This window comes from Bifidobacterium sp. C0047B3 (assembly GCF_056590535.1).
Genome location: NZ_JBWPWH010000004.1, coordinates 63,330 through 77,216, shown reverse-complemented (window position 1 = coordinate 77,216; position 13,887 = coordinate 63,330). Strand labels below are relative to the sequence as shown.

Here is a 13,887-nt window from a genome sequence, read left to right as displayed (position 1 = left end):
TCTGCGGATGAAGCGAGATTCGAACTCGCGGAGGAGTTTACCCTCACACGCTTTCGAGGCGTGCTCCTTAGACCGCTCGGACATTCATCCACTTGCGATTTGCTGCACTGAAAGCGCACACAAACGCAACTTTTCAATTGTAAACCATGCTGCGAATATAAAACCCATGGTGCGTTGAAACATTACAACTCAGACGAATCACGGCGAGCGCGAATTTTTTCAGCGCGAGAAGCAAGCTCCTCATCAGGAGGATAAGCTACATATTCCAATGTCAATCCATGAGGATCAATTGGACCCGTCGAGCCTTCACGAAGAGGAACATTAATCTTTCCCTCAAACCAATCAAGAGAACGCTTTCCGCAACCAATTTGCACACAAGCTTGCACCAAAGAACGCACCATATTGTGCGCAAAAGCATCAGCGACAATAGTAAATTCAAGCAAACCTTGTTCAATAGGAAGAACAAACCCAGTGCTATTTTGCGCATCATTTGACCCAACTCTGTGCCATCGAGCCTGCTTAACTTCGCGAATAGTAGTTCCTCCAGGATTTGGCTTAGCAAATGAACCAAAATCATGCAAACCAACCATAAGACGCGCAGCTTGATTCATAGCGTCAACATCAAGCTCTGAATCAAAACGCAAAACAAAGCCGCGCATACGAGGATCATATTTAGCTTTGCAATACCCATCAGCAATACGATACACATATGTGCGCTCTAACGCAGAAAATCTAGCATCAAAGCCACAAGGCGCAACACTAACCTTGTGTATGACAATATCCTGCGCAAGAACGTGCCTAAGCCTATACTCCAGCGCACTAACACCATCTAAACCAGTATGTCCTATACAACGCTGCAATGTTTCATCTGAAATATCTAAATGACACACTTGATGAGATGCATGAACGCCAGTATCCGTACGACCAGCAACAGTAAGACGCAACGATTCAGTAGGATCATTTTCCGGGACACGCAAAACCATATGCAACGCTGCCTCAATATCACCTTGAACAGTGCGCAAAACCGGCTGCTTAGCCCAACCATAAAATCCGCCGCCGTCATAAGCTAAATCCAAGCGAAGTCGCATTTAAAAACCTTCCATTCGTCGTAACTGAATAATTCCGCAATTAAATTCCGTTTACAGTTGCTTCATAAAATTTACTTCGTACAATTACTTCACGCCTACGCCAGCAACAGCAGCAATAATTCCACGTATAAGCTCATAAGACTTCGCATCCAAGTGCGTTGCCATTCCAAGTAATTTTGGCACAAGCTCAGACCAATGAGAACCCAATAAATCAAAAGTAGGATAACCTAAACTCGACAAAACGTTATACACACTATCAATCCTGCGTTTTCGTTCTTCAACAGGCAAATCAAACATCCAAGAATTTATAGCTTTTGCGATTGCAGCAGCGCGAGAAGTAACTTCATCTCGATAATCAAAATCGCCATCCTCAACATGCCAATACATGCCAAAATGCTGCATTAAACCAACAGAATCAGCCCTAGCTACTTTATATGGCAAACCATTATCCATAAGAAGCCCAATAATCGAAGATTGCGGCACAACTTTCTCTATTCGACTTGCCACGCGCGAAAAAACGCTAGTATCTACTACATCATTTGCAAAACCCGGCCCATCCATTGAATAAATTTTAGATACAAGATTGCCAAGTTTTTCATTTTCTGCATCCAATCGCATAGTAGCATAGGACGCCATATTTCCGCCTTTTGAATGACCTGTGACAATAATATTCGGGCTGCTATTGCGATTGTTATTGTTATCGTGATTATTATTATCGCGCTTGTTACTGTTATCGCGATTGTCGCACTTCAAATTAGTTGATTTTGCGAAAAACGAGGAAATTTTTTGTAATAAACTAGCTTTTTTTGCAATATATTTACTATATCTTTGTGTTACAGAAATTAAATACTCTGCTGCTGACTCCTGAGCTGGAATTGGGCAGCGAAAAGCCATATTAAAATCTTCTTTCCACCCAACAAGCGTATTATCAGTGCCTCTAAAAGCAACAACAATAGTATTCGGATTATCAATTCCTTCACAAGCACTAAGGTCAAAAGTAACGCCGGCAAACTGCTGCTCACACGATTCATAAGCATTCGATTTATCAAATCGTTCAAGAATTTCGCCTACTCTAATACCTCTATAACGCGGATTAGATGCAACTGCAAAAAGCAACTCTTGGCGAAACTTATCAACCTTAGCTACTCCAGAAGAAAACATCGACGAAAAATCTTCAAAACGTAGCAGATCGTAAATAGACGTAGTCGAAATAACCTTTGACTCACTGTTATATAGCGGAATAGATTTTGGCATATTTATGTATGAAAGTTCGCACAAAATCAACGCATCAACAGAATTAAAACTTCTTTGAGCAAAAGTACGAAAATCGCTTCTTACTTGATCCAGAATATTCGTCATAACTTAATAATAATACAAATAAAAAACGAGCCGAGGAATTAACCTCGACTCGTCTTAGCAATTCTTTAAGAAGCGATTAAACGCTTGCTTTAAGATTCACTTTACCGATGCGTAAAGCTGGAATGCAAACTACTCGGCAGCTTCTTCTTTAGCTGCAACCTTGGTAGCTGCTTCAGCTTCCTTCACAACAGCCTTCTTTGGGCTTACTGGCTCAGTTACGAGCTCAATAATTGCCTGAGGAGCGGTATCACCACGACGTGGAGCAATCTTCACGATGCGGGTATAACCACCTTCACGCTGCTTCATCTGCTCAGCGATCTGAGTGAAAAGCACGTGAACCACGGACTTGTTGCGAATTACACGCAACACACGACGACGCGAATGCAAATCGCCACGCTTAGCGAATGAAATCAAACGCTCAGCAAGCGGACGAAGACGCTTTGCCTTTGGCAACGTCGTTACGATACGACCGTGCTGGAAGAGGCTGGTCGCCATATTGGCCAGCATCAGGCGCTCATGAGCCGGGCTAGAAGCCAGACGAGGGCCTTGTTTCGGTGTAGGCATTATTACTCCTTATTGTCGCATCGTTCAGGTGGGCATCAACCCGAACATCCGAACGTTACGACGATTGCAGATGGAACTTACTCGTCTTCAGGCGAGAAGAAAGTGCCACCTTCGAGATTATTGGCGTCGAAGCCAATCGGTGAAGCCTTCAAAGACAGACCCATTGCCTGCAACTTTTCTTTAACTTCATCGATGGATTTCATGCCGAAATTACGAATATCGAGCAAATCCTGCTCAGTGTGAACTACCAGTTCGCCGACTGTATGAATACCCTCACGCTTCAAGCAATTATAGCTACGCTGAGTAAAATTCATATCTTCAATCGGTATAGCCAACTGAGAATCAGCTTCATCATGAGTTGGCGCTGGACCAACTTCAACACCTTCGGCATCAACGTTAAGCTCACGGCAAAGACCGAAAAGTTCAACTAAAGTCGAGCCTGCAGATGCAACTGCATCACGCGGTGTAATAGCTGGCTTGGTTTCCACATCCAGGATGAGCTTATCGAAGTCCGTGCGCTGTTCCACGCGGGTAGCTTCGACCTTATAGCTCACCTTCAAAACTGGTGAGTAGATCGAATCCACAGGAATGCGGCCGATTTCGCTGTTCTCCTGCTTGTTCATCTGAGCTGGCACGTAGCCGCGACCGCGTTCAACAGTAAACTCAATTTCAAGTTCACCATCTTCTGCGAGTGTAGCAATATGCAAGTCAGGATTAGCAATAGTAACACCGGCTGGAGGAGTAATATCTCCAGCAGTGGCCTCACCTTTACCATTCTTGCGCAAATACATCACTACAGGCTCGTCGTACTCACTCGTGAGCACGATGCCCTTGATGTTCAGCAGAATTTCAGTGACATCTTCTTCAACACCTGGCAGAGTCGTAAACTCATGCAAAGCTCCAGAGATGCGAACCGAAGTAACGGCAGCACCTGGAATAGAGCTTAACAAGGTACGACGCAGCGAATTGCCGAGAGTGTAGCCAAAACCTGGTTCCAGCGGCTCAATAGTAAAGCGAGAACGCTGGGGATTCAGTGATTCCTCGGTAAGTGTCGGACGCTGTGCGATAAGCACTTTGGTATCCTTTCAGCTTCTGGTCGGTGGTGCACTCGCCGCCCATAAGCGGGTTGGATGGATGGATTCGTAAGAGTGCTCAGACGCGGCGACGCTTTGGTGGGCGTACGCCGTTATGCGCTTGCGGGGTAACGTCGGTAATAGAACCAACTTCGAGACCCGCGGACTGGAGGGAACGGATAGCGGTTTCACGACCGGAACCTGGACCCTTAACAAACACGTCGACCTTCTTGAGGCCATGTTCCATTGCCTTGCGTGCAGCAGACTCAGCAGCCATACCTGCAGCGTAAGGAGTCGACTTACGGGAACCCTTAAAGCCGACATCACCGCCGGAAGCCCAAGAAAGGACTGCACCGGATGGATCGGTAATGGAGATAATCGTGTTATTGAATGTTGATTTAATATGCGCCTGCCCAACCGGCACCGACTTGCGGTCCCGGCGACGCGGCTTGCGCGAGGCTTGCTTTGCAGCTGCCATTGACCCTCGTTTCCTAATGACGAATGAGTTGGTATGTCTAGACGATGGAAATATATCCGTGGCCTAGAGCCGACCACCGACTACTATCGGGTGGCCTTCTTCTTCCCGGCGACAGTACGCTTCGGACCCTTGCGAGTACGAGCATTAGTCTTGGTACGCTGACCACGCACAGGAAGACCCTTGCGATGACGCTGGCCTTGATAGCAGTTGATCTGAATCTTACGACGGATGTCAGCGTCGATCTCACGACGCAAATCGCCTTCAATCTTGTAATTGGCCTCAAGATAATCACGCAAGGTGATCAGCTGTTCATCCGTAAGATCCTTGACGCGAGTGTCCGGATTAACACCGGTCGCGGCAAGCGTTTCCTTAGCGCGAGTACGACCAACACCAAAAATGTAGGTGAGGGCAATCTCAATGCGCTTCTCATTGGGAATATCTACTCCGGCAAGACGTGCCATTGTAATTCCTTTACTGTTACGCAGGTCGTGCACCAAGTCTTCCGCACTAATAGAAATTAAGTGCGGCCTGGGCCTGCGCACCCAGGGTTCAGCTTCTGCTGTGACTTAGCGCCTTATTCTTTGTATTCCGCGATGGAAATCTGCTCAGCCCTGACGCTGCTTATGACGTGGGTTAATGCAGATCACCATGACGCGGCCGTGACGGCGGATCACGCGGCAGTTTTCGCAGATCCTCTTCACGCTAGGGCTGACCTTCATGGTTTTCCTTTGCTTGTACCTTACTTATAACGGTACGTAATACGCCCACGATTCAGATCGTAAGGGCTCATCTCTAGCACTACACGATCTTGAGGAAGAATGCGAATATAATTTTTACGCATCTTACCAGAGATCGTAGCTAAAACAATGTGCTCATTCTCAAGCTGAACGCGAAACATCGCATTTGGTAGTGCTTCTACTACCATGCCTTCGACTTCAATCACACCGTCTTTTGCCATGAGCCTCGTTCCGTTCCTTGGGCATACTACTTTGCGCATCCGAAGACACGCCAATCTTCTATAATACAGTAAATGCGTCCCATTCAACACTCGGCGTGTCGAACAGAACGCATTTTACTTTTTAAATTTAAAAACGCACTAATTAATTAAGTGATTCAACAATGCGATTATTGATTTCCTTAATATCTCCAACGCCATCTACTTCAACCAACTGACCGCGGCTATCATAGATATCAAGCAATGGAGCTGTTTCTTTCTCATACGTTTCCAAACGCTTAGCAATTACTTCTGGAGTATCGTCAGAACGGCCTTGCTCAACTGCACGCTTTTGCATGCGTTCGAGCAAAACATCGCGCTCAGCCTCGAGAGCCACAACGTGATCGAGAGGAGTGCCAAGCTCTTCCAACATACGATCCAAAGCTTGAACCTGAGAAGCGTTGCGAGGATAACCGTCAAGAATCCAGCCGCTCTTTGCATCGTCCTGAGCAAGACGATCCTTAACAATGCTGTTTGTCAGCTCATCTGGAACCAACTCGCCCTTGTCAAGATATCCCTGAACCTGCTTTCCAAGCTCAGTATGATTCTTAAGGTTATAGCGGAAAATATCACCAGTAGAAATCGCTGGAATGCCATAATGCTCACTTAACAAAGCGGCCTGAGTGCCTTTTCCAACGCCCTGTGGACCCATAATTAATAATCGCATATTCATCTCCTTAGCTCGCTAACTGTAGTTACTTAGATACTTGCTTTTGATCATCATGCTTGAACAAGAAACCAGCGTACTGGAATTGTTCAGTCTGAGCCTTTGCTTGACGCAACGTATCCAAACCAACGCCAGCAATAATCAAAATTGTTGTACCACCGAATGGCAATTTTGTATTCAAATGCAAAGCCATAATCAAAACGGTAGGAATCAATGCAACAAAGAGCAAATAAATAGCACCGACAGTATTCAACCTGTTCATAACATAGCTAAGATAATGACTCGTAGCACTGCCAGCGCGAATGCCTGGTATGAAGCCACCATACTCTTTCATGTTATCTGCAGTCTCATCAGGATTAAAAGTAATCTCTGTGTAGAAGAAGCAGAAGAACACAATCATTACTGTGTAAAACGCAATATACCAAGCAGAAGTGGAATTAGCCAAATTAGCTTCAATCCAATTCACCCAAGCCTTGCTCTTATCTCCAAACTGAGCAATAAGAGTAGGAACAGCAAGAATTGATGAAGCAAAGATTGGTGGAATAACGCCACTCATATTTACCTTTAACGGCAAATAAGTCGAAGAGCCGCCATACATCTTTCGTCCAATCATGCGGCGTGTATATTGCACAGGAATACGACGCTGAGCAAGCTCAACAAAGTCAACAAATATGAGGATAACAAGCAAAACGCCACCAACAATAGCGAACTTATTCCAATCGCCATTAGAACCGTTGGTACCCCAACCAATCTCCCAAAGCTTTGGCAAGAAGCCAGAGCAAATAGACATAAAGATTAAGACAGACATGCCTTGACCGATACCCTTATCGGTAATGAGTTCTGCCATCCACATAATAAGACCAGTGCCGCCAGTCATGATCAAAACCATGACAATAAGGCTCCACATGCTTCCGTCTGGAATAATATTATTTCCGCACTGATAATTAAACAAAGCACCCGTACGTGCTGTTACCAAAATCGTAGTAGATTGCAAAATTGCCAATCCAATAGTTAGGTAACGCGTGTACTGCGTAAGCTTTGTTTCACCAGACTGGCCTTCCTTATGAAGAGCTTCGAAGCGAGGAATAACCACGCGCAAAAGCTGAATCACAATGGAAGCAGTGATGTAAGGCATAACACCCAAAGCAAAAATAGAAAGCTGCAACAGCGAGCCGCCTGAGAACAAGTTAACTAACCCAATAAAGTTCTCGCTCGATGAAGCTAATTTAACAGTGCAAGCATGCACAACTTTATAGTCCACACCCGGAATCGGAATAAATGAACCAATACGATAAATAATTATCATAGCGAAGACGAAGAGGATCTTGTTCCTCAACTCCTTCGTCCTGAAGGCCTGGATTAACGTTTTCACCTGGGTCTTCCTCCCTTTTTTCGCGCACTCCTAGGCGCAACAGTGCAAAAAACAAACTCTGAGGCAATAGTTTAACTCACGGTACCTACTGGAATAGGCTATTGGTGAGTTTTGATGATAAAAATAGTCCCTCTAGACAATGCTAGAGGGACTATTTACAGATTTATAACTGCATCAAGCTTTAAGTAGCTTCTAACTACTCTTCGCTGATGGAGCCGCCGGCAGCCTCAACCTTTGCCTTAGCAGAAGCAGAAGCTTTCATACCCTTAAGAGTCAAAGCAACAGTCAATTCACCATCGCCAAGAACCTTTACAGGATAGCCATCACGTACAGCGCCCTTAGTAATAAGGTCAGCTACAGTAACCTCGCCACCCTTTGGGAAAAGTTCAGCAAGATCTGCAACGTTGACGACTTGGAATTCCTTCTTGAAAGGACTCTTGAAGCCACGCAACTTAGGCAAGCGCATGTACAGTGGGAGCTGGCCACCTTCGAAGCCAGGACGAACCTGATAACGCTTCTTTGTGCCCTTATCACCACGACCTGAGGTCTTACCCTTAGAGCCTTCACCACGACCTACACGGATGCGATCCTTCTTAGCTCCTGGAGCTGGACGCAACGTGTGCATATGCAGCATTGGTTCTTCGTTAGCCATAATCAGTCGACCTCCTCGACGCTCACCAAGTGGCGAACGGCCATAACCAAGCCACGATTGACGGGGGTGTCCTCGCGAACTACGCTGTGACCAATCTTATGAAGGCCGAGCGTATGAACATTCGCGCGCTGGCGCTCAGTTGTATGAACTAAACCATGCACCAGAGTGATCTTCAAATTTGACATCACTCACCATCCTTTGCTTCAGATGCCTTGGCGGCCTGAGCTTCTTCGCGAGCCTTGCGAGCTTCGGCAATGCCGGCAGCACGCTCACGGAGCAAAGCATCAGGAGCGACTTCCTCAAGAGAAAGACCACGACGAGCAGAAATCTCTTCTGGCTCTTCGAGCTTCTTCAAAGCGTCCACAGTAGCACGCACTACGTTTACAGCAGTTGCAGAGCCCATGGACTTGGTGAGGATGTCCGTAATGCCGGCGCATTCCATAACAGCGCGCACAGCACCACCAGCAATTACACCAGTACCTGGAGCAGCTGGACGGAGCAACACAGTACCAGCAGCATCGTGACCGAGCACTGGATGAGTGACGGTACCACGAATGCGTGGAACAGTGAACATATGCTTCTTAGCGTCAAGCTGACCCTTAGCAATAGCAGCTGGAACTTCGCGAGACTTGCCGTAACCAACACCAACAGTGCCCTTACCGTCGCCAACAACAACAAGTGCTGCAAAGCTAAAGGTACGACCACCCTTGTGGGTCTTGGAAACACGGTTAATAGTAACTACGCGATCCAGAAGCTCTTCGCCACGGTTTTCTTCACGACGATTACGACGTTCGCCGCGCTTACCCTCGCCCTTGTTACGGCGAGAACGACGATCATCGTTACGCTCCTCAGCGGATGCCTGAGTGTTCTGAGTTTCTTCAGCCACTTGGGTTTCCTTTTCGTTGTCGCTCACAGTGCCAGACCTCCCTGACGGGCGCCTTCAGCCACTGCTGCGACGCGACCATGATATTTGTTACCGCCACGGTCGAAGACTACAGCGGTGATACCCGCTTCCTTCGCCTTAGCCGCTACTAATTCGCCAACCTTGGTTGCAGCTTCAGTCTTCGTGCCAGTGAAACCAGCGAAGTCAGCAGTCAAAGTGGAAGCGCTTACCAAAGTAATTCCCTTGGTATCATCCACAATCTGAGCAACCATATGACGGTTAGAACGGGAAACAACTAAACGAGGACGTTCAGATGTGCCGGCAATGTGCTTACGAAGACGGGCGTGACGACGCAAACGTGCGACTTTGGTACCCTTACCGAAAATCTTAACGCTCATATCACTTACCAGCCTTTCCAGCCTTGCGCAGGATACGTTCATCGGTGTACTTAATACCCTTACCCTTGTAAGGTTCTGGAGCACGAAGCTTACGAATGTTAGCAGCAACCTGACCAACAGTCTGCTTATCGGTGCCCTTTACGATTACCTGGTTAGGATTTGGCAACTCGAACTCAATACCTGCCGGTGGTTGAACGGTAATAGTGTGAGAATAACCAAGCGAGAACTCAATGCCCTTGCCCTTCATCACTGCACGATAACCGGTACCGACAATATCCAAAGTCTTGGTGTAGCCTTCATGCACACCCTTCACCATAGAAGCAACAATTGCGCGAGCCAAACCATGCTTTGCACGAGTTGGGCGCAAATCGTCAACTGGAGTCAGAACAATCTGATTGTCAGCGACTGTTGCGGTGATTCCCTCTGGAATTTCATAAGAATCAGAACCCTTAGCGCCTTTGACGCTGAAGGACTGACCTTCAATCTTTACTTCCACGCCTGCAGGAATGTCGACGGGGAGCTTACCAATATGCGATGCCATCTTCAGCTCTCCTTTCTCACCATACGTAGGCGACGATTTCGCCGCCAATGCCTCGATCGAGGCATTCCTTCTGAGTCAACAATCCCGAGCTGGTCGAGATAATAGCAATACCGAGACCACCAAGAGGCATTGGCAAAGCATCAGACTTTGCGTAACGACGCAAGCCTGGCTTAGAAATGCGCTTGATGCCTTGGATAGAACGCTGGCCATTGGAGCCATACTTCAACGTAATTTCCAACGTCTGTCCAACCTTAGCTTCCTTAGCAGCGAAGTCCTTAATATAGCCTTCGTGCTTCAGAATCTCGGCGATATTCGCCTTGAATTTGGAGTACGGCATTTCCACGGTATCGTGCTTTGCCGCGCTCGCATTACGCAGACGTGTCAACATGTCTGCGATTGGATCTGTCATTGTCATGTGGGCTAACGCCCTTTCTCGCCGTGGTTTCCACCGCCTCTATATGAGAACTTTGTCTTCAAGCAGTGGACCTTCAGCGTCGATATTTACCAACTGGACTTCGTAACACCCGGCAACTCACCGCGATGAGCCTTCTCACGAAGGCAGATGCGGCACAGACCGAACTTGCGATACACGGAGTGAGGACGACCACAAACCTGGCAACGCGTATAAGCGCGTACCTTGAACTTCGGCTTGGCGGCCGCCTTGTTTTTCAGAGCGGTTTTTGCCATTTCAGTTCTCCTTGAATGGGAAACCGAGGTGCTTAAGCAAAGACTTGGCCTCCACATCGTCCTTGGTGGTAGTCACCACGGTGATGTCCATACCACGCTGATGATCAATCGAGTCAGGATCGATCTCATGGAACATAGACTGTTCCGTAAGACCAAAGTTGTAATTACCCTGACCGTCAAACTGGTTGCCGTTGATACCACGGAAATCGCGGATACGAGGCAAAGCCAGAGTGAGCAAACGATCCAAGAATTCCCACATACGATCGCCACGAAGAGTTACGTAAGCACCGATAGCCTGACCTTCGCGCAAATGGAACTGAGCGACAGACTTCTTTGCCTTAGTTACCTTTGGCTTCTGGCCGGCAATCAAAGTGAGATCCTTAATCGCACCTTCGATGAGCTTAGAATCACGAGCTGCAGCGCCGACGCCCATAGAGACGACAACCTTCTGCACGCGAGCCACCTGCATAGGATTAGTGTGGCCGAATTCTTTCTCCAAGGCTGGTACGATTTCATCCTTGTATTGTTGCTTTAAGCGCGGAGTTGCCGGCAACTCAACTGTAGTATCGGTCATGCCAGCTCCTTTCCGGACTTCTTGGCGACACGCACGCGCACGGTCTTAACCTTGCCGTCACGAGCCTCTTGCTTAACAATCACGCCAACGCGTGTAGGCTGCTTGGTCTCTGGATCAATAACCATCACATTAGAGCGATGGATTGGAGCCTCAACCGAAACAATGCCCGCCTGCTGACCCTGCTGGGTGGCGCGAACGTGCTTCTTAACGACCTGAACGCCTTCTACGATCAAACGGTCATCGGCAAGTACACGAACTACTTTGCCTTCCTTACCGCGATCCTTGCCGCGAATGACCTTCACCTGGTCGCCGGACTTAATCTTGGCTACCATATCAGATCACCTCCGGAGCAAGGGACACAATCTTCATGAAGCGCTGATCGCGCAATTCACGACCGACTGGTCCGAAGATACGAGTGCCTTTTGGTTCACGACCGGAGCCGAGAATTACGGCGGCGTTCTCATCGAACTTAATATAGGAACCATCGACACGGCGATGTTCCTTGACAGTACGGACGACGACAGCCTTAACTACGTCGCCTTTCTTGACCGACCCGCCAGGGATCGCGTCCTTGACGGAGGCGACGATGATGTCGCCGATGCCGGCATAGCGTCGCTTCGATCCACCGAGCACGCGGATGGCAAGTAATTCCTTAGCACCCGTGTTGTCGGCGACATGAAGCCGCGTTTCCTGCTGAATCATTGATTCTCCTTAGCCGAGCTGGTTCTCCCCACTCACCTGTGTCTACCACATTAGCAGACACAGGTGAAGCGCGGAGCCTTGCCGAACTTGTTTACTTGGCGCGCTCGATAATCGAGTCGAGACGCCAACGCTTGGTCTTGCTCAGTGGCCGAGTTTCCATAATACTCACGAGGTCGCCAATATGTGCCTCGTTGTGTTCATCATGGGCTTTGACCTTGCGGGTGGAGCGAACGACTTTACCGTAAAGCGGGTGTGTCGAACGCTGCTCCAGCTCAACGGCGATTGTCTTGTCCATGGCCTCGGACACGACGTAGCCGCGACGAACCTTGCGGAAGTTGCGCTCTTGGTTCTCAGCCATGCTTACTTCTCCTTGACCTCAGTGGCGCCAGGCTCTTGGCTGATGCCGAGTTCACGCTCACGCAGGATAGTATACATCCTGGCAATGTCGTGCTTGACCGCCTTGAGGCGAGCGCTGTTTTCGAGTTGACCAGTTGCTGCCTGGAAGCGCAAGTTAAATAGCTCTTCCTTAGACTTCTTCAAGAAGCCTTCGATCTCAGCATTTGTCTTCTCGTTCAAATTCTTGATGGTGTAGTCTGCAGTTCCGACTGGCATCAGATGTCACCGCCTTCACGCGCAATAACACGGCATTTCATTGGGAGCTTATCGATAGCGCGGCGCAAAGCCTCGCGAGCGATGTCCTCAGAAACACCACCGATCTCGAACATTACGCGTCCTGGGTGGATGTTGGCAATCCAGAATTCTGGAGCACCCTTACCGGAACCCATTCGCGCACCAAGCGGGTGCTTGGTTAATGGACGATCTGGGAAGATCGTAATCCACACACGACCGCCACGCTTAATGTAGCGAGTCATTGCGATACGAGCTGCCTCGATCTGTCGGTTAGTGATGTAAGCCGGAGCCAGCGCCTGAATACCAAAATCGCCGAAAGCGATCTCGGTGCCACCCTTAGACATGCCGCTACGGGTAGGACGGTGCTGCTTACGATATTTAGTCCTCTTTGGGATAAGCATCTGCTCACTCCTTCGTTTCCGTTGCGGCAGGAGCTTCAGCAGCTGCAGCTTCAGCTGGCTTTTCAGCCTGTGCTTCAGCAGCCTTCTGCTGGTTAGCAGGACGTGCGCCACGACGTGGGCGACGATCGCCACCACGACGACCTTCACGCTTACCCTGCTGAGCCTGCTGCTCTTCGAACTCACGCTCGGTCATATCACCCTTGTAGATCCAGACCTTTACGCCGATACGGCCGTATGTGGTCTTAGCTTCAAAGAAGCCGTAATCAATCAAGGCACGAAGGGTCTGCAGTGGAACGCGACCCTCGCGATAGAACTCAGAGCGGCTCATTTCGGCGCCACCAAGGCGACCGGAGAGCTTGATACGGATACCCTTGGCACCTGCACGCATTGCATCTTGCTGTGCCTTACGCATAGCACGACGGAATGTAACACGGTTTGTCAACTGCTCCGCAATTCCCTGAGCAACCAACTGAGCGTCAAGTGCAGCGTTCTTCACTTCGAAGATGTTGAGCTGTACTTGCTTGCCTGTGAGCTTCTCGAGCTTTGCGCGAACGCGCTCAGCTTCAGCGCCACGACGACCGATGATAATACCCGGACGAGCAGTGTGAATATCTACACGAACGCGATCACGAGTGCGCTCGATAACGATACGAGATACGCCAGCACGCTCGAGGTCATGGCTCATTTCCTTGCGAATCTTGTCATCCTCAAGGACGAAGTCACGATAACGCTCGCCAGCTTTGTTGGAGTCAGAGAACCACTTAGAGCGATGATTCTCGGTGATGCCCAGGCGATAGCCGAAAGGATTGATCTTCTGACCCATC

General features: G+C 48.6%; 24 protein-coding genes and 1 tRNA gene. All 25 read right to left on the bottom strand.

All coding sequences use genetic code 11. The features are described 5' to 3' along the window. Positions 1–4: 4 nt before the first annotated feature. Positions 5–90: transfer RNA gene (locus AC1EKT_RS05200), tRNA-Ser, on the bottom strand. Between the two features lie 92 nt (positions 91–182). Continuing rightward, a complete protein-coding gene (truA, locus tag AC1EKT_RS05195) occupies positions 183–1,088 on the bottom strand; it encodes a tRNA pseudouridine(38-40) synthase TruA (protein WP_415683293.1) in 906 nt (301 codons plus the stop codon). A gap of 84 nt (positions 1,089–1,172) precedes the next feature. After that, positions 1,173–2,447, bottom strand: coding sequence for an Mbeg1-like protein (locus AC1EKT_RS05190; RefSeq protein WP_415687234.1), 1,275 nt, complete (start codon positions 2,445–2,447; stop codon positions 1,173–1,175). Between the two features lie 129 nt (positions 2,448–2,576). Next, entirely contained in the window at positions 2,577–3,011 is a 435-nt protein-coding gene (gene rplQ, locus AC1EKT_RS05185; protein WP_004129014.1) for a 50S ribosomal protein L17, read from the bottom strand. A gap of 77 nt (positions 3,012–3,088) precedes the next feature. Further along, a complete protein-coding gene (locus AC1EKT_RS05180) occupies positions 3,089–4,084 on the bottom strand; it encodes a DNA-directed RNA polymerase subunit alpha (RefSeq protein ID WP_004574084.1) in 996 nt (331 codons plus the stop codon). A gap of 79 nt (positions 4,085–4,163) precedes the next feature. Then, positions 4,164–4,562: a 30S ribosomal protein S11 gene (gene rpsK, locus AC1EKT_RS05175; RefSeq protein WP_004105468.1), complete on the bottom strand. Its 399-nt coding sequence runs from the start codon at positions 4,560–4,562 to the stop codon at positions 4,164–4,166. A gap of 83 nt (positions 4,563–4,645) precedes the next feature. Then, positions 4,646–5,023, bottom strand: coding sequence for a 30S ribosomal protein S13 (gene rpsM, locus AC1EKT_RS05170; protein WP_004105472.1), 378 nt, complete (start codon positions 5,021–5,023; stop codon positions 4,646–4,648). A 144-nt stretch (positions 5,024–5,167) separates the two neighbouring features. After that, the gene (rpmJ, locus tag AC1EKT_RS05165) at positions 5,168–5,281 is read right to left on the bottom strand and encodes a 50S ribosomal protein L36 (protein WP_003842636.1); all 114 of its coding nucleotides are present in this window, start codon (positions 5,279–5,281) and stop codon (positions 5,168–5,170) included. A 20-nt stretch (positions 5,282–5,301) separates the two neighbouring features. Further along, entirely contained in the window at positions 5,302–5,520 is a 219-nt protein-coding gene (gene infA, locus AC1EKT_RS05160; RefSeq protein WP_415687232.1) for a translation initiation factor IF-1, read from the bottom strand. A 142-nt stretch (positions 5,521–5,662) separates the two neighbouring features. Beyond that, a complete protein-coding gene (locus AC1EKT_RS05155) occupies positions 5,663–6,223 on the bottom strand; it encodes an adenylate kinase (RefSeq protein ID WP_012913828.1) in 561 nt (186 codons plus the stop codon). 28 nt (positions 6,224–6,251) lie between these two features. Further along, a complete protein-coding gene (gene secY, locus AC1EKT_RS05150) occupies positions 6,252–7,595 on the bottom strand; it encodes a preprotein translocase subunit SecY (RefSeq protein WP_415683289.1) in 1,344 nt (447 codons plus the stop codon). A 196-nt stretch (positions 7,596–7,791) separates the two neighbouring features. Then, positions 7,792–8,247, bottom strand: a complete 456-nt coding sequence (rplO, locus tag AC1EKT_RS05145) for a 50S ribosomal protein L15 (protein ID WP_004105490.1) — start codon at positions 8,245–8,247, stop codon at positions 7,792–7,794. 2 nt (positions 8,248–8,249) lie between these two features. Continuing rightward, positions 8,250–8,432 carry a 50S ribosomal protein L30 gene (gene rpmD, locus AC1EKT_RS05140; RefSeq protein WP_004105491.1) on the bottom strand — a complete coding sequence of 61 codons (183 nt, stop codon included), beginning with the start codon at positions 8,430–8,432 and terminating at the stop codon, positions 8,250–8,252. Beyond that, positions 8,432–9,160, bottom strand: a complete 729-nt coding sequence (gene rpsE / locus AC1EKT_RS05135) for a 30S ribosomal protein S5 (protein WP_004574087.1) — start codon at positions 9,158–9,160, stop codon at positions 8,432–8,434. The genes rpmD and rpsE overlap by 1 nt, the downstream gene beginning before the upstream one ends. Beyond that, on the bottom strand, positions 9,157–9,528 hold the full coding sequence (gene rplR / locus AC1EKT_RS05130; protein WP_004109670.1) for a 50S ribosomal protein L18: 372 nt from the start codon (positions 9,526–9,528) through the stop codon (positions 9,157–9,159). Before rplR ends, rpsE begins: the two co-directional genes overlap by 4 nt. Position 9,529: 1 nt before the next feature. Continuing rightward, positions 9,530–10,069, bottom strand: a complete 540-nt coding sequence (gene rplF, locus AC1EKT_RS05125) for a 50S ribosomal protein L6 (RefSeq protein WP_119527086.1) — start codon at positions 10,067–10,069, stop codon at positions 9,530–9,532. A 16-nt stretch (positions 10,070–10,085) separates the two neighbouring features. Further along, the gene (rpsH, locus tag AC1EKT_RS05120; RefSeq protein ID WP_004105495.1) at positions 10,086–10,484 is read right to left on the bottom strand and encodes a 30S ribosomal protein S8; all 399 of its coding nucleotides are present in this window, start codon (positions 10,482–10,484) and stop codon (positions 10,086–10,088) included. An 86-nt stretch (positions 10,485–10,570) separates the two neighbouring features. Beyond that, positions 10,571–10,756 (bottom strand): type Z 30S ribosomal protein S14, encoded by a 186-nt coding sequence (locus tag AC1EKT_RS05115; RefSeq protein WP_003808046.1) that lies wholly within the window; start codon positions 10,754–10,756, stop codon positions 10,571–10,573. Position 10,757: 1 nt separating this feature from the next. Next, positions 10,758–11,330 (bottom strand): 50S ribosomal protein L5, encoded by a 573-nt coding sequence (gene rplE / locus AC1EKT_RS05110; RefSeq protein ID WP_004109679.1) that lies wholly within the window; start codon positions 11,328–11,330, stop codon positions 10,758–10,760. Beyond that, positions 11,327–11,662: a 50S ribosomal protein L24 gene (gene rplX / locus AC1EKT_RS05105; RefSeq protein WP_004105501.1), complete on the bottom strand. Its 336-nt coding sequence runs from the start codon at positions 11,660–11,662 to the stop codon at positions 11,327–11,329. The genes rplE and rplX overlap by 4 nt, the downstream gene beginning before the upstream one ends. Before the next feature lies 1 nt (position 11,663). Continuing rightward, positions 11,664–12,032, bottom strand: a complete 369-nt coding sequence (gene rplN / locus AC1EKT_RS05100; protein WP_004574089.1) for a 50S ribosomal protein L14 — start codon at positions 12,030–12,032, stop codon at positions 11,664–11,666. Between the two features lie 91 nt (positions 12,033–12,123). Next, positions 12,124–12,390: a 30S ribosomal protein S17 gene (gene rpsQ / locus AC1EKT_RS05095; protein WP_004114365.1), complete on the bottom strand. Its 267-nt coding sequence runs from the start codon at positions 12,388–12,390 to the stop codon at positions 12,124–12,126. Positions 12,391–12,392: 2 nt separating this feature from the next. Further along, positions 12,393–12,644 carry a 50S ribosomal protein L29 gene (gene rpmC, locus AC1EKT_RS05090; protein WP_004105502.1) on the bottom strand — a complete coding sequence of 84 codons (252 nt, stop codon included), beginning with the start codon at positions 12,642–12,644 and terminating at the stop codon, positions 12,393–12,395. Continuing rightward, entirely contained in the window at positions 12,644–13,063 is a 420-nt protein-coding gene (gene rplP / locus AC1EKT_RS05085) for a 50S ribosomal protein L16 (RefSeq protein ID WP_004109684.1), read from the bottom strand. The genes rpmC and rplP overlap by 1 nt, the downstream gene beginning before the upstream one ends. A 4-nt stretch (positions 13,064–13,067) precedes the next feature. Next, positions 13,068–13,886, bottom strand: coding sequence for a 30S ribosomal protein S3 (gene rpsC, locus AC1EKT_RS05080; RefSeq protein WP_004574090.1), 819 nt, complete (start codon positions 13,884–13,886; stop codon positions 13,068–13,070). Between the last annotated feature and the right edge of the window lies 1 nt (position 13,887).